This window comes from Klebsiella sp. B345 (genome assembly GCF_051131735.1).
Lineage (GTDB): Bacteria > Pseudomonadota > Gammaproteobacteria > Enterobacterales > Enterobacteriaceae > Klebsiella.
This window is the reverse complement of record NZ_CP180443.1, coordinates 3,361,095-3,376,956: the sequence shown is the minus strand read 5'-3', so window position 1 is coordinate 3,376,956 and position 15,862 is coordinate 3,361,095. Positions and strand designations below refer to the sequence as shown.

Genomic DNA, 15,862 nt, shown 5'->3' with positions numbered 1-15,862 from the left:
AGGCGCATATGTTTGGAGCAGAACTCGTGGTTGTCCTGCTGGCTATCTATTTGGGAGCCAGGCTCGGCGGCATCGGCATTGGCTTTGCCGGTGGTCTGGGCGTACTCGTCCTGACGCTCATCTTTCAAATCAAACCCGGCGCGATCCCTTTCGACGTCATTGAAATCATCATGGCGGTTATCGCCGCGATTGCCGCAATGCAGGTTGCCGGAGGCATGGATTATCTGGTCAGCCTGGCCGAGCGTATGCTCCGACGCCATCCCAAATACATCACCTTCCTTGCGCCACTGGTTACCTGGTTTATGACCGTTCTGGCGGGAACCGGACATACCGCATTCTCGACCCTGCCGGTGATTACCGAAGTGGCGAAAGAGCAAGGTATTCGCCCCTCCCGCCCGCTGTCTATCGCCGTTGTCGCCTCACAGATTGCGATTACCGCCTCGCCGATTTCAGCCGCGGTGGTCTTTTTTGCCGGGATCCTCGAACCGCTTGGCGTCAGCTACCTGACGCTGCTGGCGATCTGTATTCCGGTCACGCTGATTGCCGTCATGCTCACCGCCGTGGTCTGTAACTTCCTCGGCTGTGAACTAAAAGACGACCCAATTTATCAGGAGCGCCTGGCAAAAGGTGAAGTGAGACTGCGCGGCAGCCAGGTGTTCGAACTGAAACCTCATGCGAAACGCTCCGTGCTGCTGTTTCTGCTCGGTATTGTCGCGGTGATGTTCTACGCCACGGCAATCAGCGATACCGTCGGGCTGATTCAGAACCCGGTACTGCCGCGTAACGAAGCGATTGTGGTGTTCATGCTGACCATTGCGACGCTTATCAGCATCACCTGTAAAATCGATACCGGCGAAGTGCTCAACGCCAGCACCTTTAAATCCGGGATGAGCGCCTGTGTTTGCGTCCTGGGCGTCGCCTGGCTCGGCGATACCTTCGTCAAAGCGCATATCACCGATATCCAGGCCGTGGCCGGCGATCTGCTGCACAACTATCCGTGGTTGCTGGCGGTAGTGCTGTTCTTCGCAGCAACCCTGCTGTACTCCCAGGCCGCCACCACCAAAGCGTTGATGCCGGCGGCGCTGCTGCTCGGCGTCACCCCGCTGACCGCTATCGCCTCGTTTGCCGCCGTCTCCGCGCTGTTCGTCCTGCCAACCTATCCAACGCTGCTGGCGGCGGTTGAGATGGACGATACCGGTTCAACGCGCATCGGCAAATATGTCTTTAACCACGCGTTCCTGATCCCAGGGGTGATAGCCATTACCCTGTGCGTCATTCTGGGATTCATCTTCGGCGGCATCATGCTGTAAATCTGCTTAAATTCGGGCCAGTTCCTGGCCCGTTTCATTAATCCTCCACCTTGCGTGCTATAGTGCCTCTTTTCGCTGATACGAGGTTCACGATGACTACGCCTGATGCTGTTGTTGTTCTCTGTACCGCGCCCGATGAAGCCACCGCCCAGGATCTGGCGGCAAAAGTGCTGGCAGAAAAGCTCGCCGCCTGCGCCACCCTCCTGCCTGGCGCAACGTCCCTCTACTATTGGGAAGGGAAGCTGGAACAGGAGTATGAAGTTCAAATGCTGCTGAAAACCGACCTGGCTCACCAGCAGGCCTTACTGGAATGCCTGAAGGCTCATCACCCGTATCAAACGCCCGAACTCTTGGTTTTACCCGTCACCCACGGAGACACTGATTACCTCTCATGGCTCAACGCATCATTACGCTGATTCTGCTGCTTTGCAGCACATCCGCTTTCGCCGGGTTATTTGACGCCCCAGGTCGTTCTAATTTCGTTCCTGCGGATCAGGCTTTTGCTTTTGATTTCCAGCAGAACCAGCACGACGTCAATCTGACCTGGCACATCAAGGATGGTTACTACCTCTATCGCCAGCAGATCAAACTGACGGCGACAGAGGCCACACTCGTCGAACCGACGCTGCCGCCGGGCACCTGGCATGAAGACGAGTTTTACGGCAAGAGCGAGATCTATCGCCAGAGCCTGAGCATACCGGTGACCTTCAGCCAGGCGACAAAAGACGCGACGCTCACCGTCACCTATCAGGGCTGCGCCGACGCCGGTTTTTGCTACCCACCTGAGACCAAAATCGTCCCGCTTCGCGCAGTGCTGGCGATCTCCGGCAGTGAATCAACGCCTGCACCAGCAGCGCTTCCTACCGTCGGGCAGCCGAAATTTAATCCGCCTCTGCCGGTAGAGAAACGCCCGGAGCTGGTCGCCAAAACCGCGCCGCCGGCCCAGCCGACGCTGCCACAGGAGAAGCACGATGCCGGCGATGATCCGGCCAGCTTGCCCTTCTCTGCCCTTTGGGCGCTGCTGATCGGCATCGGCATCGCCTTCACGCCGTGCGTATTACCCATGTACCCGCTGATCTCCAGCATTGTGCTTGGCGGTAAACAACGGCTGTCCACCCCACGGGCATTACTGCTGGCGTTTATCTACGTCCAGGGGATGGCGCTGACCTACACCGCGCTGGGCCTGGTGGTTGCCGCTGCCGGTTTACAGTTCCAGGCGGCGTTGCAGCACCCCTATGTGCTGATTGGACTCTCGGTGGTCTTTATCCTGCTGGCGCTGTCGATGTTTGGCCTGTTTACCCTGCAACTCCCCTCAGCCGTGCAGACCCGCCTGACGCTGATGAGTAATAAACGCCAGGGCGGTTCCCCCGGCGGTGTCCTTGCAATGGGGGCCATTGCCGGGCTGATCTGTTCGCCCTGCACCACCGCGCCGCTCAGCGCCATCCTGCTGTATATTGCCCAGAGCGGTAATCTGTGGCTCGGTGGCGGCACGCTGTATCTCTATGCGCTGGGCATGGGGCTGCCACTGATCCTCGTGACCGTATTTGGTAACCGCCTGCTGCCGAAAAGCGGCCCGTGGATGGGCCACGTGAAGAGTGCATTCGGCTTTGTGATCCTGGCGCTGCCGGTCTTTTTACTGGAGCGTATCGTTGGTGAACCCTGGGGGCTGCGCCTGTGGTCGCTGCTGGGCGTAGCCTTCTTTAGCTGGGCTTTTATTACCTTGCCCGGCGCCACCCGTCCGTGGCTGCGCATCGCGCAAATCATGATGTTCGGCGCTGCGCTGGTCAGCGCTCGCCCGCTGCAGGACTGGGCATTTGGTGCGCCCGCCGCGCAACAACAGGCGCACCTCGCTTTTACGCGCATCAGCAACGTCGCCGAACTCGATCAGGCTCTGGCGCAGGCAAAAGGCAAGCCGGTGATGCTCGACCTGTATGCCGACTGGTGCGTGGCCTGCAAAGAGTTCGAGAAATACATCTTTAGCGCCGCAGAAGTACAACAGGCCCTGAAAGGGACCGTTCTGCTGCAGATCGATGTGACGAAGAACAGCGCCGACGATGTGGCATTGCTGAAGCACCTGCAGGTGCTCGGCCTGCCCACCATTCTGTTCTTTAATACACGGGGAGAAGAACAGCCCGCGCAACGTGTGACCGGGTTTATGGATGCAGCCGCATTCAGCGCCCATTTGCGTGATTGGCAACCGTGAACGACACTTTAGGAGGAAAAATGGAGGAGAAGACCGTGCAACGTGAAGATGTCCTGGGTGAAGCTATACAAATTCTCGAAATCGAAGGTATTGCCAACACCACGCTGGAAATGGTCGCCGAACGCGTCTCTTACCCGCTCGATGACCTCAAACGTTTTTGGCCCGATCGCGAAGCACTGCTGTACGATGCGCTACGCTATCTCAGCCATCAGGTTGACGTCTGGCGTCGGCAGCTATTGCTCGACGATTCGCTTACGCCAGAACAAAAGCTGCTGGCTCGCTACGGCGCATTGACCAAATGCGTGAGCAACCATCGCTATCCCGGCTGCTTGTTTATCGCCGCCTGCACCTTTTTCCCGGATGCACAACATCCTGTCCATCAACTGGCGGAACAGCAAAAGCAGGCCTCGCTGGCCTATACTCACGAGCTGCTGACTCTGCTGGAAGTGGACGATCCGGCGATGGTCGCCAAACAGATGGAGCTGATCGTCGAAGGCTGCCTGAGCCGTATGCTGGTCAAACGTAGCCAGGAAGATGTCGATACCGCTCAGCGACTGGCAGAAGATATTCTGCGCTTTGCCCAATGCCGGAGCGGTGGTGCATTAACCTGATAGTAGTCGGCAGTTCGTTGTTTCGCGCCCCTGCATCTCAAGGCGACGCCCGTTGGTGAGTAAACGAGGAATGAACGGCCGACTAACACAGATGCAACTTGATATCTGCAGCGTATAATCCCCCTACACCACTCTGTCTACCGGGATTGAAATGCGACATCTCCTTTGGGCTGCCATCATCGGGCTGTGTCCGTCATTGCTCCAGGCAGCACCACTTCAAGGGTTTTCTTTCGCCTATAAAGACTGGGAAGTCGCCTGCGATAACACCGGCACCTGCCGGGCCGCGGGTTACGGCGTCAACATCGGTGAGATTAGCGTCCTGCTGTCCCGCGATGCCGGCGCCGGGCAGCGCATAAATGCCCAGGTGACCTTCGCCCAGACCGATAATGATATTCCCGCCGATGCCACGGTTAGCCTGCTGATCGACAATCAGGATCGCGGCACCCTGGAGGCGAAAGACGACAGCCACTTCCGTTTCGATAGTACCCAGACCGCCGCGCTGATTGAGGCGCTAGAGCACAACCGGCAGATCGAGATTGCTCTCAATGGCCAGCGTAAGCCGCTCTCCAGCGCCGGCAGCAGCGCAGTATTCCTTAAGATTGATGAGTTTCAGCAACGCCTGGGGACCGCAGATGCGCTGGTCCGCAAAGGCGACGCCGACGATGACGGCACGCTTAACGCACTTCCTGCACCGGAGATTATCGCCGCCCCAACGCTACGCAACGCGTCAGCCGAGCCGTTGACGGCAAAACAGCGCCAAAAGCTGTTACCCGCACTCGTCCCGCAGCTGAACAGCCACTGTGATGACTGGCAGAATAACGCGATTCCAGCGCAGGAGCGCCAGATAACATCCACGCCGCTGGATAAGAGCCATTCGCTCATTCAGGCGCTGTGCTGGCGTGCGGCCTATAACGACGGCTACGCAATGTGGGTGGTGGATAACGCCCTGCGTACCCCACCAGTCGCCATTACCACCGATGCCTCCAGCTACGCCGACGGCGTGATCACCTTCTTCAATAAAGGCCGCGGCATCGCCGACTGTGTCAGCGGCGAAAAGCGGGTCTGGGACGGTACCACCTTTGTTCAGAGCCTGAAGTACAGCACCGGCATGTGCAGGGAAATTACTCCCGGCGGCACCTGGATGTTGCCAACGTTCGTCAGCCAGGTTCGGCCAAAGCAGCAGAAAGAGGCCGATAACATCGCTCTGAAAGCGTTGTATAACGCGGTGTTGAAAGAGCAGAAGGCCAACCCGGAGCTGGCATTAAAAAAGGTGGCCGAGCAATTTCCCTTGACCGGGCATATCACCAACTTCACGCTGACCTACGCGGATGACTCTCTGGTGTCGACCAATAAACCCGCTGTCGATATCAGCGACGATGAATGGCAGGCATTCCTCCACTCCGATATCGACGCTGATTCGGAAAACGGCAAGGTCAGTTTTACGCTTGTCGATCTGGATAACGACGGCAAGCGCGATTTAATCATCGACAGCTATATCGGCGGCACCGGGCTATTCAGCTATACCGGGGTACTGAAACGCGGCGACAGTACATTTGATAGCGTCGTTCGGGGTGACAGCGACGACGACGATGATTTCGACGCTGGGGTGCCGGGTGCGCTGTTTTCACTCAACGGACGCGGCGCCAATCAGTGGAACCAGTGGGTCAGAATCAACGGCCAGGTATATGCACTGTGGTACAACGGCCAGTTTGGCGAAGACAATCTTTATCTGCTGCGGCCCTTCAGCCCAACCGACAGAACGCCGGCGGTGACGATTCGCTATCGCTATGCGCTGAAGACCCTGAGTTCACCGGAACAAGGCCAGCCGCTCTCCCCGGCGCTAAATGCCCAGGATCAAGCAGACCTGCTCAAGTCGCTGGAGCTGATGCAAAGTAATCTACTGAAAGATAAAAAAGGCAACGCCGAGGATGAGCCAATCTGCCCGATACCGCCCGGCACTTCATCTGATGAAGCGGATAATTACTACAGCGGCGTAGCCTCTTATTATGTCTATGAAACAGTGGCCTATATTCCCGTCTGGATCGCCGGAAAGTGCTTTATCGGCACGGTGATTAGCCATCACGGCGCCTATCGTCACGGCGTCGATGCCGAGATAATGATCAGCTCCCCCCGCGAAGACGAAGACGTCATCGGCGGCTACACCATTTCCGGCGTACGCCATGTGATCTCGGCCATCAGCGGCTGGAAGCCCCGTGAAGGCGACAACGGAATGATGTGATACCCAGGGAAAATACTCCTTTTGCGGCGTAACTGCCGCAAAGTTAAGCAATCAGCAGGAAAATCAAGAAATTTGGTTGACGCACAGAGTGGATTACGGTTTAATGCGCCCCGTTGCCCGGATAGCTCAGTCGGTAGAGCAGGGGATTGAAAATCCCCGTGTCCTTGGTTCGATTCCGAGTCCGGGCACCACTTATTTAAAGAAACCAGCCTAATGGCTGGTTTTTTGCTTTCTGCGATACGGACTCTCCATCGAACTCCGTTCGATTATTCGCGGCAAGCCGCTCACCCCTTCGGGGCCAGCGCGACAGGCGCGCTGTTCAACGCCTGCGGCGTTAGTCCGGGTCCGGGCACCACTTATTTAAAGAAACCAGCCTGATGGCTGGTTTTTTGCTTTATGGCTCTTAACGCTGTTCGTTTATCAGTGATTATCCCTTTTCTCCCGCGGCCAGCACCGCTCTACGATACAGCCAATCAAGAATAGTTACCTGTATCCTACCCTTAACCATCTCGATCTAAATCCAGCCGGCGCCTGACTCAGGTATTATCTTGACGAGCGTGAACAGCACTCCAGGCAATGGCAGATTGCTGGTAGGCGTAATTCAGCTTCCGAACTGTTCATCAAATATCCCCCCCTACTATGCAGACCTCTCTGGTATCGAAAAACGCATTCTCAAATACTCAACGGCAGCCAGTCGTTTCATTGCGCTCATTGGAACCAAACCGATTGGCGCCATTACCATAAAAGATATGGCTGACTTTCGTATTTTTATGGCGCAACACCCCGTTAGCCCAACTCAGAACAATAAGTAGCGTCCTGCAGACGAGTTTATAATCACCACGAACGCCGAATTGTTGAGATCGCGTAGCGTTCTGTCCGCCGAATGGCCCACAACAAATTCATTAATAATATAATGCTTGTGCATATAATCGGTGAGAATCTCCGGTTAAACCATATCGATGGTGACTGGGTCTTATCACTATATGGATTACAAGAAATGAATTCATTGCTTCACAATAAATTAATATTGCCGATAAATTCGGCACTATATATCAAATCAACTAGCGAAAAATCTCACCCCCCCTCACTACTCGGCAAATTAACTGAAGTCAAATAAAGATTACCCCTTCCGCTTAGCCAGTGATTTTCCGCTACCTGAAGAACATGAACTCCTGATCTCATCTTTCTTAAGTAACCCTCATCTTCACTCAACCAATGGGGAAAAACCTTCCTCATACTCCCTCTTAGGTACCCTAATCATTCGCCCCGCCACAATAACCAACCACCATAACAAACTGATAAAAAAGATAAAATATCAACACACTCTCAGGTGAGTGGGCGGTATTGAGAGAAAATGATAGCAAGACGACCAAAAAAACGATCACCGCTGAAAATGGAGGCCAGTTCATCAACGATTGAACAATGTGAATCAACTAACAAGTTCAACTAACGACCACAGGTACTGCGATTAATTTAATTCAAATTAGTTCATATTAATTGAGTTTACATGGCCATACCCCAAGTATATTGTGAATCAACAAAACAAAGGATTTAACCTTCCACAAAAATACAGGAATACAGGTTAATCTGAACATCACATGGTAAATTGAGAGAATGAGATGGCGACAAGATAAACCGTTAATCGATGTAATATTATATTAAGCGGCAACTTTATTTCTCACGCTATGATATCGCTACTTAACCAAAGGAAACACCCCTGGCATTCAGGCAGCAGATAGAAATAATCGCCAGCATCTTGATAGTCTTTTATTGATAATAAAATTTGACATTATATTTATATCGAAAACTGAAAAGCATCACACTGGAGTGGATTGCTAAAAACATATAACAATAAAAACCATCCAGCCGTACTTATTTACCTGTATTCCGCAGATGTACATTCATCACTGTGGCGCTCGGTAATATTAATAACCAGATCACGCAACAACATTCTCATTATCGCTGGAGAATCTGTTTATTTTAACTAGCAGATAGTTGTTCTTTACCAAAAAAAATAAATCTATGACGCTATCACTGACTCCAGGTAAATGGAGGGTATTAAAGAAACTGAGAAATAATCTGAATATACGCTACATCATTGAAATAGAGAAAATTTAATACTGCCGTGTCAGTACGCTAACCATTTAAGCAATAAGAAAACCAGGACTCAGAAATAAAGCGGATTTACTGTTTTTTAACCAGCTAGATCTGCAGCCTTCAGAGCCACTCTCGTAAAAACACAACTAGGGAATCAGAAAAATGAAAACTTACTTAAATAGCAAAACTCTGCTGGCACTGGGCATTGCGGCGCTGCTGCCTGCAGGTTCCTCACTGGCTGCGACCACCAGCGGTGGCACCGTGAATTTCAACGGCAGTGTCGTAACGTCAGCGTGTGCCATCAGCGCCAACAGTAGCAACATTGACGTCGATCTGGGAGAAGTTCGTACCGCAACGCTGGCTGCCGCAGGTAGTGAAGCCAGTACCGCAAAAGCATTCGCCATCACCCTTGAGGATTGTGAAATCGCCGATACTTCTGCCGGCACAGAGGAAGACCCAATTCCAGCCACGACGGTTGCCGTAACCTTCACTGGCACCCCGAATAGCGCCGATGCTGACGGCCTGGCCGTTGGTTCGAACGGCAGCAGCTCTTCTGCACAAAACGTTGCCATTCGTCTGTATGACGAGCAAGGCAACGTCGTGAAACTGGGTGAAGCTGCCGCTCCAGTCGAAGTCCGTAATGGCTCAAACACCCTGAATTTCAGCGCCAAATACTACTCCCCTGAGGGTAACGCTACGGCAGGCGATGCGAGCGCCGTTGCCACCTACACCGTGACCTATTCGTAACCTTCTGGCCCGGCCACGTCGCCGGGCCTGATTCAACTTTCAGGAGAGTTGATATGCGCGCATTAACATGGATTTGTTTAGCTGGCTCGCTGTGCTCGTCTACAGCATATGCTGGCGGTGTGGGGTTGGGCACAACGCGGATGGTCTACCTCAGCAGCGCGACACAATCAATGCTACAGGTCAGAAATACGCATCCTGACTCCTCATTTCTCATCCAGTCATGGGTTGAAAATGAGAAAGATGAACGTACCAACGATTTTGTCATTACACCGCCTCTGTATGTCTTAAAACCGGCAACCGAAAGCGTAGTGAAAATGATGTTTAACGGCAAATCCCTACCACAGGACCGGGAAACGCTGTACTGGATAACGGTTAAAGCCATTCCGCAACAAACCAAAGGTGCATCCAGCAATTCACTGCAATTTGCCTCGGCAAATCGCATTAAAGTTTTTTACCGTCCGGAAGGACTCAAAAGTGGTACTGCCGACGGGTGGAAAAAAATAACCGGTGATTACCGTGCTGGCAAAATTACGCTCAATAACCCGACGCCTTATTACCTCACCACCATCAATTTAAAAATCGATGGTCAGTCGGTGCAACCGGTCATGGTCCCTCCGAAAGCAAGCGTAACGCTGGCAGGTTCATTCACTCAAGCAACTGCTTTTAGCTATCAGACCATCAATGATTACGGCGCATGGACACCTGTCACCAGTCAGTCTTTGACCCGGAAATAAAACAAGAACAAGAAAGGTGCGATCGCGTGAAAGCAAGAATCGTCTGTGTCCTGATGATCTGCCATGCCATTCGGTATGTCTCTGCTGCAGAGAACGGTTTGCAATTTAATCCTGCATTCCTCAACGGCGAAAGCGGGAATATTGCCGATCTCTCATGGATCAATACAGGGAGCGCCTTACCGCCTGGCGAATACAATATTAACGTTTATATCAATACAAATTACGCCTTTACCGGGGATGTAAAATTCAGCGTTGATAAAAATAAAGCGTCAGGCGACGCCCTGCCCTGCCTCACAACACAGCAAATTAACACGTTAGGTATCGATAGCCGCCAGGCGACGGAAGAACTGCTGTCATCAGGCCAGCAATGCTATTTTTTGGATCATGTTTTCCCTGGCGCCAGCTTTGATTTCGACCAGAAGACGCTGACGCTCAACCTCAGCCTGCCGCAAAGCTATATGCGTAACCTACCGCGTGGATACATCAACCCGGAGAGCTGGGAGTCCGGCATCTCTTCTGCGTGGCTGAACTATGTCGTTAACGGTTCTGACAATGAGATCAGGGACGATACGCGTACCCGAACCCGGCAGCTATTCGTCAGCCTGAATAGCGGTGTAAATCTGGGTGCATGGCGGCTGCGTGATTACACGACGTGGACCAAAAATACTAATGAGTTTAACCACGTACAGACCTGGCTACAGCGGGAAATACCCGCCCTGCGAGCACAAGCTTACGCCGGGGAAACGTATACATCTGCCCAGGTATTTGACTCCGTTGGCCTACGCGGGGTCGCGTTGAAAACCGATGATAATATGCTGCCCGCCAGCCTCATCGGCTATGCGCCAGAGGTTCGTGGAATCGCACGCAGCAACGCGACCGTTACCGTACAGCAGAATGGCAACATTATTTATCAGACTAACGTCTCCTCCGGAGCGTTCATCCTGAAAGATCTCTACCCCACCTCATCGGGTGGTGATTTGCTGGTAACGATTCAGGAGAGCGACGGCAGCAAAACGCAATATACCGTGCCGTTTGCAAGTGTGCCGAATCTGGTGCGCAGCGGACAGATAAAATATGCCCTCAGCGCCGGAAAATTCCGTGCGGTCAACAATCAGCACACGCCGTCATTTGCCCAAGGAGAGCTGTTTTTCGGTTGGGAATACGGTCTGACTTTTTATGGCGGTGCGCAGTTTGCAGAACGCTACAACGGGCTCGCGTTGGGTATCGGACAAAATCTTGGGCGCTTTGGGGCATATTCCGTCGATCTGACTCATGCCCGCAGCACGCTGGCTGATGATCAACGCTACACCGGAGATTCTGTACGCCTGCGATACAGCAAGCTAATGAATAACATCGGAACGCGCTTTAATTTCTACTCGCTGCGCTACTCGACGCAGGGATTCTATACGCTCAGCGATACGGCCTATAAGGGAATGACGGGCGGTACGGTGAAACAGACAGCAGAGGCAGAAGGTGCCGTCACCACCAGCTATGAGAACATGTATAACCTGCGTATGTCGCGTAAAGCGAAAAATCAGCTGCTGCTGTCGCAACCAATAGGTAAGTTTGGCTCACTTTCTCTGTCATGGGATCGACAAACCTACTGGCACACCACCAACAAGACGCAAAGCATGCAGTTCGCATGGAACGCCATGGTAAGCAATGTCTCCCTTGGCGTGGGTTTTCAGCGCAGCACCAATTTGTTCAATAGCCATAAAGATAACATCCTGGCGATGTCGCTTTCCGTGCCATTTGGCAACCCGCAACTGGCCACCAGAGCACGTTTTTCCACCACGCGCGCGGGCTCAACGGGAGCCACCAGCAGTGCGGGTGTGAGCGGCTATGTCCCCGGACAAGAGAACCTATTTTATAACGTCAACCAGCGCTACGGCGCGCAGCAACGATACGGAGCCGATGCCGCATTACAGTATGAAGGGCAATGGGGCAATTACAACCTGGGCTACAGCTACTCCAGTGACTCCCGCAATATTAGCTACGGCATGAGCGGCGGCGCGGTGCTGCACGAAGATGGTATGACGCTCAGCCAGCCGCTGGGGAATACCAACATTCTGGTCAAAGCGCCGGGCGCCAGTAGCGTGGCGGTACTTAATCACAAAGGCATCAAGACGGATAGCCGCGGCTATGCCGTCATTCCATACGCCACGCCATATCGCGTCAACCAGGTCGCGCTGGATGTCACTACTGCCGGAAACGACGTTGAGTTGGAAAACGCCATCGTCAGCAAAACGCCGACCGATGGCGCGCTGGTGCGCGCAACCATCGTAACCCGGCGGGGAGCGAAGGCCCTGTTCGTTATCCGCTACCGCAATGAGGTGTTGCCATTTGGCACCCTCGTATCGCTTGCCGATGAGCAGATCGCTAGCATCGTAGGAGATGGCGGAAGCCTTTACCTACCCGGCCTACCGGCCGAAGGTACCCTCAGCGCCGTCTGGGGACAGGGCAGCGACAGTGAGTGCGTCGTTAAATACCGCCTGAACCCAGAGGATTACAGCGCCCACACCGGCCTTTATTCACAGGAGGTGGTATGTCAGTAGCAACCAGGATATCAGGCATTGCGCTGTTTGTTGCTCTCGCCGCCCCCGCTCATGGCTATGATGTGCTGGTCTCCATAACCGGCAATCTCATCGGCAATACCTGCGTGGTTTCTGCCGATTCAGAAGAACAAACCGTCCCGCTGGGCACCATCGGTACGAAGCAGTTTCATGAGCCTGGCGCGGTGAGCAATATCAAACAGGCCTTCACGCTAACGCTGGAAGAGTGCGGCCCAACCTTTACCGGCGTGAAAATTCGCTTTAGCGGCACGCCGGACGACCTCAACCCAAAGCTGATTAAGATAGACGAAGGCGGCGCGACAGGCGTGGCGGTACAAATCCTTGATAAAGACAGCATACCGATCCCGCTGGAAGACAAAACGACGGCTTACGGTACCTCGGGAGATGAACGCGTGCAGATGACATTTTATGCCCGACTGGTGGCCAACGGCGGTGCTGTCAGCGCCGGGGACGTTTCTGCCATCGCGACCTGGACTACGGAGTATCAATAAATGCGTTTCTTACTACTTATCGGCTGGCTGTGCGTCAGCGCCCGGGTTTTGGCGCTGGATTGGGTATCCGATATTACGCTCTCCCCCCAAATGATGGCCTACTCCGGTCCCGCAGACTCCATTATGCCGGGGAACGTTATCGGCTCAGCGTGGAGCGCGACGGCTGACGTACAAAGAGTGTTCAAGTGCGGAGGAATACTTAATCTCTGTGAAAAAGGAACCCTGCAACCAAGCAACAGCGCCGTACCTGCTGGGATCACCGTCAACGTTGATGGCATCAGCTACAGCGTGTTTGAAACCGGCGTCCCGGGTATCGGTTATATCATCGGCCTGAAGGATTTTAGCGCCACAAAATATGTGCCGCTACAAACCGGCGTGACCCAAAGCTATCCTGCAGAAGGCACAAACCCTCTTGCCAATGACCTGGGATGGTCGGCAAAAGTGACGTTTATTAAAACGGGGAATACGCTGAAGTCAGGCGTTTATCAAACATCAACTATCAGCGCTGCGACCCTGACCGCTTATGCTTTTCTAGGTGATAGCAACACGGCGCAGGTGATTATCAATCCCACGACAATTACGGTGGAAGCCAGCGGTTGTACGGTAAGCACCAAAAGTGCCAATATCGATCTGGGCGCTCCGGATATTCATACCTTGCCTAGCGTCGGCAGCACGTCGCCTTCGGGCTCATTTAACGTCAGCCTGACCTGCGACGAACAGGTAGCTCTCTATGCGGTAATGACGGATCAGACCACGCCAACGAATACCTCTTCCACCGTGACGCTAACCAACGATTCAACCGCCTCAGGTATCGGCGTACAGTTCTTTTATAACGGCAACGGCCCGTTGATGATGGGACCGGACAGCTCCGCAGCGGGCACCGAAAACCAGTTCTTTATCCAGACCACCACGGCAACCCAAATATTGTCGCTACCGTTCCAGGCGCAGTACGTTCGCACCGGCGAACTGGTACCAGGAAGCGCAAACGCCCTCGCGAGCATTACGTTTTCTTATCAGTAACGTTCTCCCTTGGCATGCTCGACCCGTTCAGCAGCTTTTTGATGCTGAACGGTATTTGCACTCTCGCTCTGCGTATGAAGCAGTAATGCGCTCGCAGAATGGCTGGGCAGTGAACGACAGAATAGTTAACCTATCAGTTGCCGCCGGCTTTCTTAATCGCCGCTTCCAGCGAGTCTTTATCTGCAAGCCCTGGGAAGACGGTAATGGTGGCTTCGGTCGCGCCGGTAGTTGGCATGACGATCACGCCCGGCGTCCCGCTCAGACCAATCTCCTGGGCCAACGTGTTGGTGCTCTGCAGTACCGCGTCAACATCCGCCGCTTTTTTGGCGTCGAAGTTCACTTTCTTCGCCTGCTGCTGGACATCTGCCGCCGTCAGCTTGCCTTCGTTATGCCCGGTAGCATAAATCCCGTTGTGGTAGGTCAGGTAAGCCTCTGCCCCCTTCTGCTGATAAATTTGCAGGCCGGTTTTCGCGGCGGTCAGCGAGGTTTCCCAACGGCTGCCGAAAATAGGCCACTCTTTAAACGCAAAACGGGTCTGCGGATGCGCTTTGATCACCTGCTCCATCACCGGCGCCAGACGGCTACAGTAAATGCACTGGTAATCAAAGAATTCGATCACGGTAACCTTGCCATCTGCCGGGCCGTAGGTCGGGGTATTTTTATCCTGGGTCAGCGCAGCCTGGTTTTGCATCACCGCCTGGGTTGCTGCGCTCGCCTGCTGCTCTTGCTGAATTTGCTGCAGCTTCTGGCTGGCCTGTAGCAGCACCTCCGGGTGCGCGACTAAATAATCCGCGGCAATTTTGCCAATGCGGGCTTCTTGCTCCGGCGTAAAGGTTGCGGCAGGAGCCTCTGCGGCCGTTGCCAAAACCGGAAGTAACGTGGCGCCAAGCAATGCGCCAGTCAGTATTTTTTTCATACCAGCCATGAGGGTAATCCTTGCGATGAGTAAAACGGCAGGTGAGCCTAACGGGACAAGGTAACACTCTTTACTGGGGAATCATCGTGACACGATGCGTTGATTAGTAACTTTATTTTTCAATATGACACGATGGCGCAACAGGGGTACGCTTTCCCGTTGAGATCTTTTTTTAATGGTATGAGTCAGGCATGAATGAGTTAGTTAATCAGTGGGATATCGTCGTCATTTTGCTGCAAATCATCGCTATCGATCTGCTGCTTGGCGGTGACAATGCGGTGGTGATTGCCATGGCGTGTCGCAAGCTGCCGCCGGAACTACGGACCAAAGCCATTCTTATTGGTACCGCCGGTGCCATCGTGGCACGGGTTCTGTTGCTGGCCATCGCCCTCTACCTGCTCTCACTGCCGTGGCTGAAAATTGTTGGCGCCCTGCTGCTGCTGTGGATCGGCATCAAGCTGGTCGCCAACCAGGAAGAGAATGAAGAGGTCAGCAGCTCAGGCAGCCTGTGGCAAACCGCCGTCACTATTACGGTCGCCGATGTGATCATGTCACTGGATAACGTGCTCGCCGTCGCCGCGGCTGGCAAAGGCCATCTGCTGTTGGTGGCGCTGGGCGTGCTGATCAGCATCCCGATTATCGTCGCCGGCAGCAAACTGGTGCTCGCCATCCTCAACCGCTTCCCGGTGGTTATCCTGCTGGGCGGCGCGCTGATCGGCTGGATTGCCGGGTCGATGTGGGTGACCGACCCGACCATTGTGCGCCTGTTCCCGCACGCGCCCGACTCGCTCTCGCTGATTGCCGGCGCTCTTGGCGCCGCGCTGGTGCTGCTGGAAGGACTGCGCCGCAACTACCGGACCCGCCCGGCCAAATAACCCCCCCCTGCCCACAACACACGCCGTCAACCCCGACGGCGTCAAG

12 protein-coding genes and 1 tRNA gene are annotated in these 15,862 nt (G+C 54.0%); 12 read left to right on the top strand and 1 reads right to left on the bottom strand.

The window, feature by feature from the left end:
- Positions 1 to 8: 8 nt before the first annotated feature.
- From ACMYSO_RS15840 to ACMYSO_RS15790, 11 genes are all read left to right on the top strand, one after another.
- Positions 9 to 1,310 (top strand): anaerobic C4-dicarboxylate transporter, encoded by a 1,302-nt coding sequence (locus ACMYSO_RS15840; protein ID WP_434665822.1) that lies wholly within the window; start codon positions 9 to 11, stop codon positions 1,308 to 1,310.
- A gap of 92 nt (positions 1,311 to 1,402) precedes the next feature.
- On the top strand, positions 1,403 to 1,726 hold the full coding sequence (gene cutA / locus ACMYSO_RS15835) for a divalent cation tolerance protein CutA (protein ID WP_123757819.1): 324 nt from the start codon (positions 1,403 to 1,405) through the stop codon (positions 1,724 to 1,726).
- On the top strand, positions 1,702 to 3,513 hold the full coding sequence (locus ACMYSO_RS15830; RefSeq protein ID WP_434665818.1) for a protein-disulfide reductase DsbD: 1,812 nt from the start codon (positions 1,702 to 1,704) through the stop codon (positions 3,511 to 3,513). The genes cutA and ACMYSO_RS15830 overlap by 25 nt, the downstream gene beginning before the upstream one ends.
- 35 nt (positions 3,514 to 3,548) lie before the next feature.
- Positions 3,549 to 4,124, top strand: a complete 576-nt coding sequence (locus ACMYSO_RS15825; protein ID WP_434670825.1) for a transcriptional regulator — start codon at positions 3,549 to 3,551, stop codon at positions 4,122 to 4,124.
- Positions 4,125 to 4,275: 151 nt separating this feature from the next.
- Positions 4,276 to 6,363 carry a DUF1176 domain-containing protein gene (locus tag ACMYSO_RS15820; RefSeq protein WP_434665816.1) on the top strand — a complete coding sequence of 696 codons (2,088 nt, stop codon included), beginning with the start codon at positions 4,276 to 4,278 and terminating at the stop codon, positions 6,361 to 6,363.
- A gap of 115 nt (positions 6,364 to 6,478) precedes the next feature.
- Positions 6,479 to 6,554 (top strand) — tRNA-Phe (locus ACMYSO_RS15815).
- A gap of 2,068 nt (positions 6,555 to 8,622) precedes the next feature.
- A complete protein-coding gene (locus tag ACMYSO_RS15810) occupies positions 8,623 to 9,207 on the top strand; it encodes a fimbrial protein (protein WP_434665814.1) in 585 nt (194 codons plus the stop codon).
- A 53-nt stretch (positions 9,208 to 9,260) separates the two neighbouring features.
- Positions 9,261 to 9,941: a fimbrial biogenesis chaperone gene (locus ACMYSO_RS15805; RefSeq protein WP_434665813.1), complete on the top strand. Its 681-nt coding sequence runs from the start codon at positions 9,261 to 9,263 to the stop codon at positions 9,939 to 9,941.
- 53 nt (positions 9,942 to 9,994) lie between these two features.
- A complete protein-coding gene (locus tag ACMYSO_RS15800; RefSeq protein ID WP_434670824.1) occupies positions 9,995 to 12,496 on the top strand; it encodes a fimbria/pilus outer membrane usher protein in 2,502 nt (833 codons plus the stop codon).
- Complete coding sequence (locus ACMYSO_RS15795; RefSeq protein ID WP_434665811.1) at positions 12,487 to 13,005, top strand: fimbrial protein; 519 nt, start codon at positions 12,487 to 12,489, stop codon at positions 13,003 to 13,005. The genes ACMYSO_RS15800 and ACMYSO_RS15795 overlap by 10 nt, the downstream gene beginning before the upstream one ends.
- Positions 13,006 to 14,025, top strand: coding sequence for a fimbrial protein (locus ACMYSO_RS15790; RefSeq protein WP_434665809.1), 1,020 nt, complete (start codon positions 13,006 to 13,008; stop codon positions 14,023 to 14,025).
- A 133-nt stretch (positions 14,026 to 14,158) separates the two neighbouring features.
- Here ACMYSO_RS15790 and ACMYSO_RS15785 read toward each other — a convergent pair whose 3' ends face one another.
- Complete coding sequence (locus ACMYSO_RS15785; protein WP_434665807.1) at positions 14,159 to 14,950, bottom strand: DsbA family protein; 792 nt, start codon at positions 14,948 to 14,950, stop codon at positions 14,159 to 14,161.
- A gap of 182 nt (positions 14,951 to 15,132) precedes the next feature.
- On the opposite strand from ACMYSO_RS15785, the gene ACMYSO_RS15780 reads away from it, so the two are divergent.
- A complete protein-coding gene (locus ACMYSO_RS15780) occupies positions 15,133 to 15,816 on the top strand; it encodes a TerC family protein (RefSeq protein WP_434665805.1) in 684 nt (227 codons plus the stop codon).
- Positions 15,817 to 15,862: the final 46 nt, after the last annotated feature.

What these genes read in the sequence shown, in the direction of transcription:
- ACMYSO_RS15840 (WP_434665822.1), top strand. Translation starts at nt 9, where the DNA reads ATGTTTGGAGCAGAACTCGTGGTTGTCCTGCTGGCTATCTATTTGGGA.
- cutA (WP_123757819.1), top strand. Translation starts at nt 1,403, where the DNA reads ATGACTACGCCTGATGCTGTTGTTGTTCTCTGTACCGCGCCCGATGAA.
- ACMYSO_RS15830 (WP_434665818.1), top strand. Translation starts at nt 1,702, where the DNA reads ATGGCTCAACGCATCATTACGCTGATTCTGCTGCTTTGCAGCACATCC.
- ACMYSO_RS15820 (WP_434665816.1), top strand. Translation starts at nt 4,276, where the DNA reads ATGCGACATCTCCTTTGGGCTGCCATCATCGGGCTGTGTCCGTCATTG.
- ACMYSO_RS15810 (WP_434665814.1), top strand. Translation starts at nt 8,623, where the DNA reads ATGAAAACTTACTTAAATAGCAAAACTCTGCTGGCACTGGGCATTGCG.
- ACMYSO_RS15805 (WP_434665813.1), top strand. Translation starts at nt 9,261, where the DNA reads ATGCGCGCATTAACATGGATTTGTTTAGCTGGCTCGCTGTGCTCGTCT.
- ACMYSO_RS15800 (WP_434670824.1), top strand. Translation starts at nt 9,995, where the DNA reads ATGATCTGCCATGCCATTCGGTATGTCTCTGCTGCAGAGAACGGTTTG.
- ACMYSO_RS15795 (WP_434665811.1), top strand. Translation starts at nt 12,487, where the DNA reads ATGTCAGTAGCAACCAGGATATCAGGCATTGCGCTGTTTGTTGCTCTC.
- ACMYSO_RS15790 (WP_434665809.1), top strand. Translation starts at nt 13,006, where the DNA reads ATGCGTTTCTTACTACTTATCGGCTGGCTGTGCGTCAGCGCCCGGGTT.
- ACMYSO_RS15785 (WP_434665807.1), bottom strand. Translation starts at nt 14,950, where the DNA reads ATGGCTGGTATGAAAAAAATACTGACTGGCGCATTGCTTGGCGCCACG.
- ACMYSO_RS15780 (WP_434665805.1), top strand. Translation starts at nt 15,133, where the DNA reads ATGAATGAGTTAGTTAATCAGTGGGATATCGTCGTCATTTTGCTGCAA.